Raw genomic sequence first — 15,841 nt, 5'->3', positions numbered from 1 at the left:
GCATGAACATCATGATCACCGGAGCCAGCGGGCTGCTCGGCCGTGCCTGCACAACAGCCTTTGCCGACCTCGATCCCGTCACCTGCGCCTGGAGCCGGGCGCAGGGAAACGACCTCAAACTTGACCTGACCGATGCCCTCGCCGTTCGCGCTGCGTTTGATCAGATAAAACCCGATTTAATTATACACACCGCAGCGGAACGGAAACCCGACATCTGTGAAAACCGGCAGGATCTGACACAGCGGTTAAATGTGGATGCCACACGAACAATCGCTACTTGTGCCGCAGAATTCGGCGCTAAAATGATTTATATTTCCACGGACTATGTGTTCGACGGCACCCAGCCGCCTTATGCGGTGGATGCAGAAACAAATCCGCTCAATTTTTACGGACAGACCAAACGCGACGGCGAGCTGGCAACCCTTTCCGCTTCGGCCGATCACATCGTTCTGCGTGTTCCGATTCTGTACGGAGAAGTGGAAAATATCGAAGAATCCCCGGTTACGCTGATGCTGTATAAACTGCTGAATCCTGCCCCCGCTGCTGAAGACCACTGGGCCATCCGGTTCCCGACCTACGTCGGTGATATTGCCGCAACGCTGCGGAACGGACTTCCAACCCTTGGAAAGGCTTCCGGCATCTATCACTTCAGCGGAAACGAAGCCCTCACCAAATTTGAAATGCTCAGGATCATGGGCGAAGCCCTGCACCTGAACACCGAACATATCTCAGCGAATCTCGACCCCCCGTCCGGTGCTCCGCGGCCGAAAAACTGCCGGCTGGACCTCAGCCGGCTGGCGGCATGCACTCAGTTGCAGCAGACACCGTTCAGCCAAAATATCGGGCGGATTCTCAGTTCTTACCTGAAAGGAACCCATCATGCATAAAATTGTCGGCGTCATTCCCTCCCGCTGGGGCTCCACCCGTTTCCCGGGTAAAAGCCTTGCGCTGATTTCCGGTAAACCCATGATTCAGTGGGTCGTTGAACGCGTTAAGCAGGCAGAAAAACTCGATGCCGTCATCGTAGCCACCGATGATCAGCGTATTGCAGACTGCGTCCAATCATTGGACCTTCCGGAGGTCACGGTAGCCATGACCCGTCCCGACCACCCTTCAGGCACCGACCGGATTGCTGAAGCGGTCCAATCATTGGAAATCGATGCCGTAATTAATGTACAGGGAGACGAACCGCTGATTGACCCGAAACTGATTGACCAGCTGGCCGAGGAGATTCTTTCGAACGAATGGGATATGGCCACCGCCGCCACGCCCATTACCGACGCCACTCAGATTACCGATCCCTCCGTGGTTAAAGCGATTTTCAACCGGCATGGTCAGGCGCTCTATTTCTCACGCGCCGCCATTCCGCACATCCGCGAAGTGAAAGACGTTTCAATGGCTGGAATCTATTGGCGCCATATCGGCATCTATGCCTACCGTCGTGAATATCTGCTTAAACTGGTTGCAGAGCCCCCGTGCGAACTGGAAAATCTGGAAAAACTTGAACAGCTCCGGGCCCTGAATATGGGTTGCCGAATGAAGGTGATTCAGACCGAAGACTTCGGCATCGGTGTTGACGTTCCGGACGATATTCCGAAGGCTGAAGCTCTGCTGACCCGATAAAGCCGATGCAGAAATATGCATCGCAAGGGCTCGTGGTTTGCCTGCGAAATTCAGACTTAAATTTGAAGCATTAAAATCAGTTGCCAACGCGTGCCAGTTTGCTATCTTCCTTGGCTTTCCACCACACGCCGGGGTGGCGAAATTGGTAGACGCAGGGGATTCAAAATCCCCCGGCTTCGGTCATGCGGGTTCGAGTCCCGCCCCCGGCACCATTTTCCTGCAGACTTTCCCTATAACAACGCGTCGTACGATCCATTTTCGCGCAGGGAAACCACCATTTTTTTGATATCCTGAGCACGGTCTTTCGGGCAAACGAGTGTTACTCCTTCAGCCTGAACAACAATCAGATCCTTCACCCCGATCACTGCAGTCAGGTGATCTTTCGAAAGGATAATGTTGTTTTCGGCATCGAGCGTTTCAACGGTACCGATCGGTGTGTTGCCTGCTGCATCCTGATCAAAATGACTTTCAAGAGCCGGCCAGGCTCCGACGTCATCCCAGTAGAACGTACCGCAGGCCATGACAATGTTATCGGCTTTTTCCATGAGGGCATAATCGACGGAAATTTTTCCGAGATCCGGATACGTGGCCTCCATACCTTCAATAATTTTTCCATCAGCAGCATAGCCGGTAAGCGTCTTCATAAGCTCCAGCATTTCGGGGCAATGGGCACCGAATGCTTTTTCCAGAGCCTGAACAGACCAGATAAACATTCCTGAATTCCAGAAAAACTTTCCGGTTTCGAGATATTCAGTCGCCGTGTCTTCATCCGGTTTTTCGACGAAACGCGCCGCCTTTTTAAACGCCACACCCTCTGCAGCCTGAAAATCCGCGCCGGATTCAATATAACCGAAACCGGTTGCAGCATAGGTCGGTTTAATTCCGATCGTAACCAGAATATCGTTTGCTTCGGCAAGATCCATCCCGCCTTTAAGCGTATTGGAAAAGATGTCGAGATCGCCCATCACCTGATCGGCAGTGAGCACCGCAAAAACCCCGTTTTCATCTTTGGCTTTCACCAACGCACCGCCACAGGCCACCGCAGCGGCGGTATCACGGCCAATCGGCTCTCCGACAATATTTTCCGGCGGGAGCAACGGAGCCGCTTCCCGCGTGGCATCCACCAAATCCGCATTCGTTACGACAAAAACATGTTCCGGCGGAACCAGCCCGTCCAGCCGGTCAACAGCCTGTGCAATCAACGGTTTGTCGCCGACCAGTGCCAACAGCTGTTTCGGATGTTTCGATGTGCTGAGCGGCCAGAAACGCTCCCCTTTTCCGCCTGCCATAATTACTGCGTAACGTCCTGCCATAATAATCCCCGGTTATTTTCGTTTGAGATTCTAGGTTTTAAGCATCGAGCACTAAACTTCTTTGACCGCATCAACCATCGTTTTCACAAAAGCGGCAGCATCAGCCCGGCCTTCAGCAGTGTGCGGATTATGGTGAAAGGCATTTACGATGGCACTGCCCACCACCACAGCATCGGCCAGTCCGGCGGCATCTCGCGCCTGATCCGGCGTTCCGATTCCAAATCCAAGTGCAACCGGAAGATCAGTATGAGTTCTGATCCGTTCTACCAGCGCTCCGGCTCCTTCCGCAATGGAGTCCTGCACACCGGTCACCCCTTCACGCGATACGCAATAGATGAAACCAGTCGCCTGCTTTACAATTTTTCCAATACGGTCATCAGGCGTTGTCGGGGTTACCAGCTGGATCCCGTTGAGTGCATTTTTTGACAGAGCCCCCTTATAAGGTTTGGCTTCCTCCAGCGGGAGATCAAGCAGCAGGAATCCATCAATGCCGGACTGAGCCGCCATTTCAATGGATTGCTCAAACCCGCGTGCCAGCAACGGATTCATATAGGCATAAAAAATCATGGGAATTTCCGAGCGTTCACGGATATTCGCAATGCATTCCAAAACGCCTTCAAAGGTGGCCCCCGCCTCGAGCGCACGTGTTGCGGCCTCCTGATTCACACGTCCGTCAGCCAGCGGATCCGAAAACGGCAGACCGAGCTCCACCACATCCACTCCCGCATCTTCAAGGCGCAAAACAATATCTACAGTATCCTGGAGATTCGGATCCCCCGCAGACAGATAGGATACAAATCCCTTTTTACCCTGCTTACGAAGATCGGCGAACCGGCGGTCAATTCTGGTTTTTTTCATGAAATTTCCTGTTTAAAACTGAGAGGAAGATTGTACGTAAATTCGCGTGCATTGGAAGTCCGCGCCACAGTTTTCTGGCGCATAAAACCTTAAACCATCCGAAACTGATTAATTCTGATTCTGCAAATCAGAGATAGCCACCTGCCATCGTCGCAGGCAACCATTACATCGATGTTACGACCTGCAGTGCGCCTGAATCGCCTCTTATAGTGACATAGATCCCGACATTCCGCATTTCCGCGATCTTCCTCAGCCCGATGAACATGAAAAATCAGTCTTAACCGCTCCCGGTCAATTAAAACTAAGTGTACCCTTCAATTCCGCTCTCTCTACCGGGCTTGTGCACTTCAATCGACTCCACTACGGGCTGATCAATCGCTGACCGGAATCATGAATTCCTGGTCTACCGCCTCCAAATCTGAGGAGTGTAATCATAAAAAAAATGAGCCGCAGAAAACTACATCAACATGTAAACACTCCCTGTCGGGTCTACAAGGATCTTTCCCTCAAGTGAATGCGAGCTGCTGGACATACATAAAAAAGCCGCCCCGGTGAGCGCGGGGCGACTTCCAACAACGTACCCTGTTATACGTTACATCGATTTACTGAAGGTCAGACTGTTAACCCCCGCAGCAGCACAAGCATCCATGACATCGATGATTCGACGATGAAGCGCATCGGCATGAGGCAGCACATTCACGAAAAACGGAGAATTCTGTGATGCGGCAATTTCCTTCAGACCAGCGACCTGTACCACCAGATCTTCCAGTTCGCGATCGTCGTAAGAAAAGCGCATACCTTCCACCTGAACGGTTCCATCGCGAGTGATTTCAATCAGAACTTCAACGGGAATTTCCTGCATATCCTCCACGGCGACATTGGCCGGGAGCATGAAGCCGATATCGGCTTCTTTCTTGATCAGCGAAGCCGTGACCATGAAGTAAATAAGCAGCAGGAACACCACGTCAATCAGCGAAGCAATTTCAAGCTTCAGCGGACTTTCTTCATAATGTTGCATTAAATCCATGGTTACCTACTCCTCGAATACCGAATAGATCAGATCCTGTGCACCGACTTCGGCACAGGCCAGGGTGATCTCTTCGTTAACCTTGTATTTTACATCACCGTCCGCGCGGATCAGGATGCGCAGTTCGGGATCGCTTTCAATCCATTGACCGATCGTTTCCTTGATCTGATCAATGTCTTTCGGCTCCGGATCCGAACCAATGAAATATTTTTCATCCTTGGTCACAGAGATCATCAGACGACCGGTTGTATCTTCCGGCACTTTACCGTAGGCGGCCATCGGAATGTCCACTTTCGGTTTTTCGTCGATAACCTGCGAGGCGACGATGAAGAAAATCAGGAGCAGGAACACCATGTCGATCATTGGCGACATATCCAGCTCTAGATCTTCTGTCTCTTTCTGTACGAGTTTCATACCCGATCCCTACCTTCCAGGGGTTGGAAAAATCAGACGATAGAATCAGAAGGCTTATTCGCCTTCCATTTTCTCCAGCGTTTCGAGATCCATGAAGCTCACCGGTTCTTTTCCGGTCTGCAGGGCGTCAAAGAGATAGCCGATGTTACGACCGAGGGTCGCCAGCGTCTTCTGAAACCCTTTCTTAAAGAAGAAGAAAAAGAACATCGACGGAATCGCAATCACCAGACCGGTGGCCGTCGTGATCAGAGCCTCACCAATATTCGCGGCAAGCAGCTCTGGTTTACCCATACCCTGCGAACCCATGGTATGGAAGGCTTTGATCATACCGGACACCGTACCAAGCAGACCCAGCATCGGAGAAGAAGCACCGATGATCGAGAGATAGTCGATCGGCTTCATGAGTTTGGCCATCTGTTCAACCGAAGCTTCTTCAACGGACTCTTTTACTTTAACAAAATCGATTTCCTCTTCACCATCCATACAGCGCTCAAGACCCGCACCGAATGTATTGGTAAACATGGACGGATGTTTACGGCAGTAGATCAGCGCCGTTTTACATTTTTTCTGAAGCATCATTTCCAGCAGTTGCGGCATCTGTTCCGTGTGCAGCAATGTTTTTGGGCGCAGGGAAATAAAGTTCTGAATAATCAGTGCCACCATGAAGAACGAAAAAGCGCCCAGCGGGAACATCGCCCATCCACCCTGCTTCAGCAGCGTCCACAAATCCGTTTTCTGCGCCGCAGCAGCATCCGTAATATCACCTTGAGCCAATGCAGCACCAGCCACAGCCAGCAGCGCCACCATCAAGAGTCTTTTTTTCATTATCTTGCCTCCGTTTCCTTATTCAGATTCCGTTTTAGTTGTCTGTCGTTTCACTAACATCCGTATTCGCGGCATCAGCCTTTTTGGCCGCTTTTTCAGCTTCTCGCCGGGCCTTCTGCTCCGCTTTCCGTTTTTTCGCAGCCTCTTCGGCAGCCACCTTGGCGGCTTCCATCTCAGCTTTAAGCGCCTGCTCTTCGGCCTCAATTTCCCGACCGCCAAGTTCTGCCCAGAGTTTTTCCGCATTGACGGCCACCGCCGTACCGGCATACATATTTTTAACCTGACGCGCGGTATTCATGGCTGAATTAGTTGAGATCACCGAGTTGGTTCCTGTCATATCCAGATAACAATACGCCACCAGCAGTTCACTGGCCGGAAGAATTTCAACATCATTCGGAAATTCTTCAATAATCTGTGTAACGGTGATAATGGCATCTTTTTGTTCGCCCTTGGCACGTTGAATCGCTGCCTTCAGATAAAGGTCCGCAGCAACTGCATCTTCAGGAAGTTCCCCTTTAATTTTTTCCGCAGCGGAGACATTGCCCTGATCCAGAGCGATCTGGGCCAGGCCGACCTGACCCATCAGCTTCATTTCATCGTTATCCATCGCCGCCAGTATCTCAGCATAACGCGTGGCATTTGCATAATCCCCGAGCGACTTATAGCTATTGTACGTTAATACAAATGGCGTACGCATATTGTTTTTGATCGGCATGTACTGAATATACTTCTCCATCACTGAACTGGTCGCATCGATGACCTTCTGGAAATCGCCGTCATTGTAGCTTTGCTCAATATTTTTGAGCACCATTTTAAAAATCAGATCGAGCTTATCCGCCGTGGAAATGTGTTCCTGTTTGAAGACCTCACTCACCTGTTCGTCACTGATGACCTGCTGCTCACGGTAGAAGTCGAAATCCTCTTTACCCATGGAAAAAGTCAGACTGCTAATCTTATCGCCAGGTACCGTCATTGACCTTGAACCGGCCACAAAGGTCAAGTTACCGGCTTCCATTTTTTGCAACGTTACCTTAGCTTTTTTCCCGTTTGCAGTTTCAAGCAGGGCCGGCGTACCAGCCGGACCCTCCACCTGCTTCTGCTGCGCTGTTGCAGCAACTGCACCCAGTACAACAAGACTCAAAAAAACGCGTTTCATTATTCGCTCTCCTCAGTGGAAGACGCTGCTGCCGCATCGGACGAAAAGGCTTTATGCTCATCGTCCCCGCCCTCTGACATTTCAGCTTCAACAGCAATGGTGATGTTTGTTGTGTTCCCCGCATCCATATAGGCCACAATCTCGGCCACTTCCGTGGCCCCCAGATACTCCCGAGCCACATCGGCCTGCGGTAAAGTATTCACATAAGGATCAAACAACAACGCTCGGTAGGTATTACGCACGTCGTTTTCCCGACCCATTTTTTTGAGGATACGTGCACTGGCCAAGTAGCCCTCTGCCGCCCAATAGCCCCCGGCATGCCCTTTGTACTGGAAATAGGTGCGCTGGTACCAGCCGAAGGCTTTAGGCAGATTCCCTGCCAGTTCCTCCACCTCACCGAGCTGGAATGTAGCCTGCGCCACCGGTACACCCCGCCATGAAGGAACCGTACGAATGCTCATATTGGCTTCACGAGCCTCTTCAATTTCACCCTCATCAAGCAGCACCTGCGCTTTCAGCAACTGCGCCCATGCCACATCGTAATCCGTACCGTAAAGCGCCTGCGCATCATTAATCGTCGCCAGCGTACCCTCGTAGTCTTTTTCATCGTACTGTCCGAAAGCCCGCAGCTTGTAAGCGGCACGCATGAAGTCCGAATCCTCAAATTTATTGATAAAGATACGGAGGATCTCTTCAGCACGATCATAATCCTTGTTTTCGAAGGAAGCATCGCAGATCAAAGCAAGCACCGGCGGTGACGCATTATCAAAACTCTCAAGCTCAGCGAGAAGTTCGGACCCAAGTTCCATCTCCGTTTCGAGCAGTTTGGCCAGTGTAACTCTCAAACGCAGCAGCAGGGTTTCATTTTCTGCCGCATCGCGGGCCTCATCGAGTTCGGCAATAAGCTTGTCCTGTGCCTCGATATCGAGATAGATGCGGGAAATTTTAACCAGTTCGTTAATCATCTGGTCAACACCGTCCTGACGCAGGTCTCCGCCGTATTTGACGATAGCTCCGACGTAGGTGTCCACCGCTTCATCATATTTTTTCTGTTGAATTTTCGTTTTGCCGATCCAGAACCGGGCCTTGGCAATATCGGCCTCTTCGTTCCAGTCCTGCTCATAGCGTTCGACCACACGCAGGATATCATCATATTTTTCTTCGGCTTCATAGACTTCCGCCGCCTGGAACGTCGCATACGTGGCCTGATTTACCTTCTTAGAGGCGACATAGGCCCGCTCGTAATCTTCGATAGCGAGATCCAGACCGTTAACTTCATCAGACGCACCGTGCAGGTCACCGCGCATGCTGCAGGCTTCCGGATACACGGAGGAATCCGGATAGGTTTCAATTACATGCGTAAACCGCTCTTTGGCTTTATCATACATTTCCTGACCAAAGAAACATACGCCCCCCTGGAAGTAGCATTCGTCCACATACTGTTCAGACGGAAACATACTGATATATCGATCGAAATTGGTCAGGGCATCGGCATATTTCTGCAGGAATAACTGCGACATCGCATACCAGTAGATACAGTTGGCCTCCTGATGAGATTTCGGAAACTCATCGAGCACGTATTTGAAGCCTTTTTCGGATTCCTCATAATTCTGACCGACCAGATCGGATACCGCCTGCATAAAATAAAGTTCAGTATCATACTTAACGATCGTCTCTTCATTTGTTCGCACAAAGGTATCAATATAGGGCTTCAGCGTTTTGATACGGGGCATCATATCATGTGACTGATAGTAACCTGTCAGCATATAGGCCAGCTGCCGCGGGGTCATACCCTCGGTGTATTTACCCATGTGCTCATGGGCCAGCTCTTCGGCCCTTTCAAGTTCATCGAGATTTTCCAGCAGCATATCCACCAGCTCATAAACACAGCGCTCACCGACTTCCGTGGTCGGATCCGCCCGATACACAGTTTCAAAGAATTTCAGCGCTTCCCAATACCGCTCAACGGTTTTATAGAGATCGGCCATTCGATATTGAATATTCAGTTCGTACGGCGGTAACGCTTTAAGGGCATCAATAAGGGCTTCTAACTCACGAATCGGCTTCGGCACCTCTTTTTCTTCCACGGCGGCCGTTTCACCATCTGCGGGTTTTTCCTCTTCTCCTCCGCCGAAAAGAAGCTTCTCAGCTTCGGTCAGTTCAGCTCCTTCTTCCGGGGCCATATCATACGCAAGGCGAAGATCACGCAGCTTACCCTCCTGATATTTTACCAGCTCATCGCGCGGCATAATCATACGATACAGCGGCAAAGCGGAGTCATATTCAGCAGCATCATAAAGAGCCGCAGCAGCATTCATCAGCGCCAGATTAACACGAATGTCATACCGAGCCTCAGTGCGGTACAGCTGAGGTACCCACTCCAGAATACGGTCAAATGCCGGAATTTCAATCAGCGCATTAATCACCTGCATCATCGCAAAACCTTTGCGCTGATCATCATCGGTATGCTCAATCACATACGAGTAGGCCGGAATACATTCTTCATATTTTTCAATATTGAAATAGGACTCCGCCAACGTCATATGCATGGTCGTCAGTTCATCCTGAGTATAAGGATCTTCAGGTTCGATTTTCTGTTTGGAATAATCTTCTTCGTCGTCATCGTCGTCCGATGTACGTGTCGCGATCAGGACCGGGTTCTCATTGTAATACAGCGCATTGGTCACCGTGGTCGCACACTCTTCATAGGCCTCAGTGTCAAAATAGCACGTCGCCAGCATTTTCATTGCCTGGCGTGGCTTATCCGCCAGCGGAGTATCAATATAATCCTGAAGAACCGCTGCCGCTTCATCATAGCGGTCCTTCTGAATAAGAATCGATGCCAGCTTGAATCGGGTATCCTGAGCAATGGCCACGACGCGCGGAGCCTTGGATGCCTCCACTTCGCCGATGTACTGGTACATCCAGTCGATCGCATCATCATATTGCTTGGCCTGCATCGCCTTCATGGCTGACTTCAGCATTTCACCGGCAGTGGGTGCATCCTCTGCCGAAAAGGCACAGGTTGCAGAACCCAACAGGACGATGGCGAGTACGAGTTGACGAATTACAGAAAAACGTCCGGCTTTTTTCGTTAGCATCTTAAACAGTCCCAAACTGATTCCTCGTTCTTTCAAGTCCGGGAACGCCTTCCGACGCCCCCCGAAACACCAAAACGGGCAATAAAACATTCTGTCTTACCCCTCTACCTGGGCTCGAGATTCGAGTATCCAGAAATAAGGCCGAAATATAGGTGAAAAAAACTTCAGGAGAAAGGTCTAAGTTAGGAAAAAACATATTTTGGACACGCTCAACAGATTTTCTTATCCCCGAACCCTGCGACATCAGCCGACTTACACAAATATTCTTAAAAAAATGATAATTCATAGAATCTTCATTCGGACCCACGTTAAAACGCCCGCCGAAAGCATTTCTCCTTACCAATAATGGCATTTTCCACCCCTTGAAAAAGCCGGACTTGTAATTTCCACCCATTGGAACCACACTCCCGCGCTTTTCCACTTTCAACCGAACAGGTCTCTATGAATCCTTGGGTATTATTAGACGAAGCCGACGTACCAAACCACGGCGGTCACATGAAACTCTACCAGCGCGCCTTTGAATATTCGATCAGCATCGACAACGAAGAGCTCATGAACAGCCGCATGCACGGCTCCGAAGATGCCCTCGCCGAGCTCGCCTGCGAACCGCTCGCCCGCACAGAAAACCCGCGCGTACTCATCGGCGGTCTCGGCATGGGCTTCACACTGCGCGCCGCACTCGACACCCTCAATCCCGCCGCCACAATCGAAATCGCCGAACTCGTCCCCGCCGTCATCCGCTGGAACCGAACCCACCTCGCCGACCTCGCCGGCCACCCCCTCGCCGACCCCCGCACCGTCGTGCACGAATCCGATGTCGCCCTCGTCATCAGAAACGCCGACAACGTCTTTGACGCCATCATGCTCGATGTCGACAACGGCCCCGACGGTCTCACCCACGCCGACAACGACCGCCTCTACACCGCCGGCGGCATCAAAGCCGCCGTCAAAGCACTCAAACACGGCGGCATCCTCGGAGTCTGGTCAGCCGAGCCCGACACCGGATTCACCAAACGCCTCCGCGGCGCCGGACTCAAAGTCGAAGAAAAAACCATACGCGCCCGAAAGACCAAAGGCCGCCGCCATACCATCTGGCTCGCACAGAAAAAGTAGTGCGCCTCTTGTAATTTCCAGCCATTGGAAACATGATGCGCCCCCAAATTCAGGAACCATATTATGAAAAAGCAGATCTTTACCGTACATTACAACGACGAAGGCAAACGTCTCTTCGTTCTCATTGCTGAACAGCTCGACATTTCCAAAAAAGCCGCTCAGGCCCTCATCGACGACAAAAAAGTCCTCGTCAACGGCAAACGCGTCTGGATCCGCAAACATGAAGTCCACGAAGACGACCGTATCGAAATCCTCGTCAGCGACTTCAAAAAACCCGAAGCCAAAAAAATCGCGATCCTCTGGGAAGACGCCGACTACCTCATCGTCAACAAACCCGCCTACTTCGTCACCAACGCCGACGACAACTCCATCGAGGCCAAACTGCGCGTCCAGGAAAAGAACCCGAACATCGTCGCCGTCCACCGGCTCGACAAAGAAACCTCCGGATGCGTCATCTTCGCTAAATCCGCAAAAGCCAAAGAAACCATGATTCCCATGTTTCAAGGCCGGGATATCATGAAAATTTACCGCGCCGTCACCATCGGTCACTTTCCCTCCAGCTGGAAAGAAATCCGTACCGACATCGAAGGTTACATGTCCACCACCCTCGTCAAAACGCTCGACTCCAAAAAGCACGCCTCCTATCTCGAGTTACGTATCGAAACCGGCCGCACCCACCAGATTCGCCGCCACCTCGCCGACAAACGCTACCCAGTTATGGGCGACAAAAAATATGCCGGAACTGGCAACGAACTTTCATTAGAGCAGCCCCGTCAGATGCTTCACGCCTACCGCCTCATTTTTCCCCATCCCAAAACCGGCAAACCCGTCCGTGCCACCGCTCCCCTGCCCGGCGACTTTAAAGCCTGCCTCGCCCAGATGAAACTCCGCTAAAATCCCGATGCACCACGCTCGGCGAAAACCGGCAGTTCGACAGCTTCCGGCCCGGCCCGGGTGAAACCCGCCTGCCGTTCTTTACACATAAAACAAAGACTGATAATTTTAATTGATATCTATATTATCCAAAAAAACAGACCTCTCAGTGCTGAGCGGATAAACGGACTTTCAAAAAAGGAGAATCAGTATGATAAAATGGATCTCGGTTTTATTTGCGGCATTCATCATTAACGGCTGTTCAACTCCTCCGTCCAACCCCGCCCCACATGAAAACAAATATACCGTTCAGATCCTTGAGCTGAAAGTTTCCGTAAAGCCCCCTCATTACACCTTTAGAAACATCGATCATGAAACACAGCTGGGGACATCCATCCTGTTTTCTCTCGGCCACACTGTCGATAAGATTGAAGACACGCTTTCAGATCCGGAAACCCACATTATTGAGTACCCTGTCATCCGCACCGGGCTGAACACCCCCTGCTCTCTCAACGAAACCAAACCGGTTTCGCTTACCGAAAATTTCATCCTCAAAAACGGAAAAATAAAACTCATCAAAAAAAACTATCCGCTGGGAACCACCATCGATCTGAACCTCATTGAAACCAAAGCTGACCATATCACCTATCAGATCGACCTGAAGATCAAACGGCTCAAAGGATCCCAGCCGATGACTATTGCAGAGCAAACCGTTCACATGCCCGTGTTTTCAGAAAAACAGCTCGATACTGAAATTCAGCAGTCCTTCGGCAAATGGGTTTCACTCGGAACACTGGATAAATTTAAAGACCCGGACAACCAACGCTTCAGCATCCAATATGCCGTACGCATTCTGCCCCCGAAAACCCCTTAAGCTCTTTCAAAATACAGGCTGAATATCTTCAGCCGGATAGTTCATTAAAGAAACACAAGGCGGCATGCGTTTAACATTAGAAACAATGCCCGCTCCAGCCGCAAAGGAACGACCATGAAAAAACAAACCGTGATCATCTTTTCTATCCTGCTCATCCTGATCCCGGCATTCCTTATTGGACTGAAAGGAATGATCGTCACGAGTTCGACAATTGCTAAAGAAGAAAAACGATTCTGTCCCCCGACACCGATCGATATTATACAACCGGAAAACCGGAAACTGATCAAAACCGGCGACCTTTCATTCGAGTGCCATAATCTGGATAAAACCCGCCGGGAAATTGAGAACACCGTCAAGCGGTATGACGGATTCATCGCCAAAGAAAGGCTCTATTACGGCTACGACAAAAAAACATCCAATCAGGATCTCAAAATTCGGGTGCCTGCAGAACATTTTGATGCGCTGGTTTCGGACATTTCAAAAGGAGCAAAACACATCGATCAACGCGTCATCGAAATTGAAGATGTCACCGATCAGTATTTCGATATAGAAACCAGACTCTCTGTAAAAAGGCAACTCGAGACGCGTTACCGGGAACTGCTCTCCGATGCCCGGGATGTTACCGATATACTGAACATCGAAGAACAGCTCGCAAACGTAAGGGAAGAGATTGAAAGCGCCGAAGGACAACTCAAACGACTGGATGACCGGATCATTTTGAGTACACTGGACATTACCTATTATATTCATCTGGATGATTCCCCCGGATTCAGCGCATATTTCAAAAATGGGTTCGGCAACGGATGGAACAATCTGCTTTGGTTCGCTGTAGCCCTGCTTAATATTTGGCCGTTTATACTAAGTGCTATCATTCTGATCCTCGGATTCAGATTTCACCGCAAACGGAATGCCGTATAACGGCATAGCAGCACAACGCCCGCACTCCGCCCCCATATCACTCTTTACACCACCGGAAAAGATTCGTTACGGTTCACAAACAATCAGCAGAAACAGTGGAATCAGGGAATATTCCCGTATTGCCACTCAGTTGCACATCAGGAATGTATTAAACACGCTGCCGGAGTCTAATACATTCAATGAGGTGGAATCCCCCTACACACTGTCTCTGCATGGCAATCAGGTACTGAAGCACAGAAAAGAAAGATCTATGAAAAAAACAAATAACATAATTCTCGGAGCAATCATGGTAATGGCCATAACCGCTCAGACATCAAACGCGAAGACCTTACTCGGAACGAACCATGTTCGAGGGGCATTCGGCATGGTCAAATTCGGCGATAACTTTTCAGACGATGTCCTGGGATACGGGTATGGGTTTGAAGGGGCTGTAAACATCGCCGTGCACAGCAATATCGATCTGAATATTACAGGATCATATCTTACGGCAGATGGAGACACCGCAGGAGTCAATATCGATACAACAACACTTTCCGGCGGAGCAAGTTTGCTTTATCATTTTTCCCCCCGTGAAACCGTTAATCCATTCATCAGTGCCGGAGTTGGCGCAGTCCGTTCAGAACTCGAAATCGCGGGATCCGAAGAACATGAAACCGATACCGGTCTTAATGCGGGGGCCGGCATTGAAATTGAAGCTTCGGAAAATATTTTATGCAGAATTCGCGGTGATTATATCAATATCGACAATGAAGACGACATCGCCTTCACCGCTTCAGCCGGCTATTGGTTCACCGCACGGTTTATGGGGGAAGCCGGCCTCTCATACAGCCTGGACTCCGAGGATATCGTTGCAAACCTCGGCCTGGTTTTCAGCATGTAAAAAATGCAGCCCCCCATTCCCTCTGAACAGGAACAAGTCATCACCCTCAAAAGAGATGAATCCGGAGAATTAGTTTCTCCGGATTCAGACCGCAACGGACACCGGATACTCTCGGCTTTACTGACAGCTTCTTCCTGCGCAAATTAAACACGCTGTTAGACAGGAAAATACAAGGAACCGAAAATGAAATTAACCTTTCTGTTTTTAGCCCCTCTCTTCCTCATAGGATGCGGAACAACTCAAACCTATGACGGACCGAAACGACCTTCCAGTGAACTTGCAACAATTGAAGCTGTTCGTTATGTAAAAATGGGGATGCCCTCTCGTATGGAACTTTTATTGATAACCGAATGTAACGGGAAAACCATTGGAACGGAATTCAAGGGTTATCCAAAAACAATCGATGTGCTTCCCGGGCAGACCCGAATAAAGCTCTTTTACAGACACAATTTAGACAAATCCCTTTGGGAAGTAGCAAACAGCACCGGGGTCATCACCTATGATGCTACAGACGGACAAAGCGATATCGATTTAGGTAAAATCACATTCTGCACCCAGGCAGGTCACGATTATAAATTAATGTTTCATCCAGCCCTGCTGACGGGAAAATTATGTCCTCCGGCATTATGGGTCGTTGATCTGAAAACCAAGAAAATCATCTATGGATCTGTCCCTCAGGAAATTAAAGACCCCGCAAATATTCAACTATAAATACCTAACCGCCATCTGCCTCCATCACCGATGCCCTGCGAATAGCCACTCTTCCAACCTTTGGAAAAAATGTAACCGTGCAATTGTCCATCTATCGCAGGATTGCGTCCATGGGATTCTCTTTCGGATTATCTATATTTCATCTCAATAACAAA

The 15,841-nt window shown here is 50.0% G+C and carries 15 protein-coding genes and 1 tRNA gene; 9 read left to right on the top strand and 7 right to left on the bottom strand.

What is annotated here, in order from left to right:
* Positions 1-2: 2 nt before the first annotated feature.
* The 3 genes from P9H32_RS16380 to P9H32_RS16370 all read left to right on the top strand — a co-directional run bounded on the left by P9H32_RS16380 (position 3) and on the right by P9H32_RS16370 (position 1,835).
* Positions 3-887: a dTDP-4-dehydrorhamnose reductase family protein gene (locus P9H32_RS16380; RefSeq protein WP_322609996.1), complete on the top strand. Its 885-nt coding sequence runs from the start codon at positions 3-5 to the stop codon at positions 885-887.
* Positions 880-1,623, top strand: a complete 744-nt coding sequence (kdsB, locus tag P9H32_RS16375) for a 3-deoxy-manno-octulosonate cytidylyltransferase (RefSeq protein ID WP_322609995.1) — start codon at positions 880-882, stop codon at positions 1,621-1,623. The genes P9H32_RS16380 and kdsB overlap by 8 nt, the downstream gene beginning before the upstream one ends.
* Before the next feature lie 127 nt (positions 1,624-1,750).
* A tRNA-Leu gene (locus tag P9H32_RS16370) sits at positions 1,751-1,835 on the top strand.
* An 18-nt stretch (positions 1,836-1,853) separates the two neighbouring features.
* Here P9H32_RS16370 and P9H32_RS16365 read toward each other — a convergent pair.
* The 7 genes from P9H32_RS16365 to P9H32_RS16335 form a co-directional block, all read right to left on the bottom strand.
* Positions 1,854-2,936: a mannose-1-phosphate guanylyltransferase gene (locus P9H32_RS16365; RefSeq protein WP_322609994.1), complete on the bottom strand. Its 1,083-nt coding sequence runs from the start codon at positions 2,934-2,936 to the stop codon at positions 1,854-1,856.
* Positions 2,937-2,987: 51 nt separating this feature from the next.
* Positions 2,988-3,794 carry a tryptophan synthase subunit alpha gene (trpA, locus tag P9H32_RS16360; protein WP_322609993.1) on the bottom strand — a complete coding sequence of 269 codons (807 nt, stop codon included), beginning with the start codon at positions 3,792-3,794 and terminating at the stop codon, positions 2,988-2,990.
* Between the two features lie 592 nt (positions 3,795-4,386).
* Positions 4,387-4,821 (bottom strand): ExbD/TolR family protein, encoded by a 435-nt coding sequence (locus P9H32_RS16355; protein WP_322609992.1) that lies wholly within the window; start codon positions 4,819-4,821, stop codon positions 4,387-4,389.
* A gap of 6 nt (positions 4,822-4,827) precedes the next feature.
* Positions 4,828-5,235 (bottom strand): ExbD/TolR family protein, encoded by a 408-nt coding sequence (locus P9H32_RS16350; protein WP_322609991.1) that lies wholly within the window; start codon positions 5,233-5,235, stop codon positions 4,828-4,830.
* A 54-nt stretch (positions 5,236-5,289) separates the two neighbouring features.
* A complete protein-coding gene (locus P9H32_RS16345; RefSeq protein ID WP_322609990.1) occupies positions 5,290-6,060 on the bottom strand; it encodes a MotA/TolQ/ExbB proton channel family protein in 771 nt (256 codons plus the stop codon).
* 34 nt (positions 6,061-6,094) lie between these two features.
* Positions 6,095-7,216 (bottom strand): tetratricopeptide repeat protein, encoded by a 1,122-nt coding sequence (locus P9H32_RS16340; RefSeq protein WP_322609989.1) that lies wholly within the window; start codon positions 7,214-7,216, stop codon positions 6,095-6,097.
* The gene (locus tag P9H32_RS16335) at positions 7,216-10,317 is read right to left on the bottom strand and encodes a tetratricopeptide repeat protein (protein ID WP_322609988.1); all 3,102 of its coding nucleotides are present in this window, start codon (positions 10,315-10,317) and stop codon (positions 7,216-7,218) included. Before P9H32_RS16335 ends, P9H32_RS16340 begins: the two co-directional genes overlap by 1 nt.
* Before the next feature lie 441 nt (positions 10,318-10,758).
* Here P9H32_RS16335 and P9H32_RS16330 point away from each other — a divergent pair, with 441 nt between their 5' ends.
* The 6 genes from P9H32_RS16330 to P9H32_RS16305 all read left to right on the top strand — a co-directional run bounded on the left by P9H32_RS16330 (position 10,759) and on the right by P9H32_RS16305 (position 15,686).
* Positions 10,759-11,430, top strand: a complete 672-nt coding sequence (locus tag P9H32_RS16330; RefSeq protein WP_348534494.1) for a spermidine synthase — start codon at positions 10,759-10,761, stop codon at positions 11,428-11,430.
* A 63-nt stretch (positions 11,431-11,493) separates the two neighbouring features.
* Complete coding sequence (locus P9H32_RS16325; RefSeq protein WP_322609986.1) at positions 11,494-12,324, top strand: RluA family pseudouridine synthase; 831 nt, start codon at positions 11,494-11,496, stop codon at positions 12,322-12,324.
* Positions 12,325-12,514: 190 nt separating this feature from the next.
* On the top strand, positions 12,515-13,177 hold the full coding sequence (locus tag P9H32_RS16320) for a hypothetical protein (RefSeq protein ID WP_322609985.1): 663 nt from the start codon (positions 12,515-12,517) through the stop codon (positions 13,175-13,177).
* A gap of 114 nt (positions 13,178-13,291) precedes the next feature.
* Positions 13,292-14,095 carry a DUF4349 domain-containing protein gene (locus P9H32_RS16315; RefSeq protein ID WP_322609984.1) on the top strand — a complete coding sequence of 268 codons (804 nt, stop codon included), beginning with the start codon at positions 13,292-13,294 and terminating at the stop codon, positions 14,093-14,095.
* Positions 14,096-14,345: 250 nt separating this feature from the next.
* The gene (locus tag P9H32_RS16310) at positions 14,346-14,975 is read left to right on the top strand and encodes a porin family protein (protein ID WP_322609983.1); all 630 of its coding nucleotides are present in this window, start codon (positions 14,346-14,348) and stop codon (positions 14,973-14,975) included.
* Between the two features lie 183 nt (positions 14,976-15,158).
* On the top strand, positions 15,159-15,686 hold the full coding sequence (locus P9H32_RS16305) for a hypothetical protein (protein WP_322609982.1): 528 nt from the start codon (positions 15,159-15,161) through the stop codon (positions 15,684-15,686).
* Positions 15,687-15,841 lie beyond the last annotated feature (155 nt).

The sequence above is a fragment of the Pontiella agarivorans genome (assembly GCF_034531395.1).
GTDB lineage: Bacteria > Verrucomicrobiota > Kiritimatiellia > Kiritimatiellales > Pontiellaceae > Pontiella > Pontiella agarivorans.
Note: the sequence above shows the minus strand (reverse complement) of the source record. Positions and strands in the feature narration are given on the sequence as shown.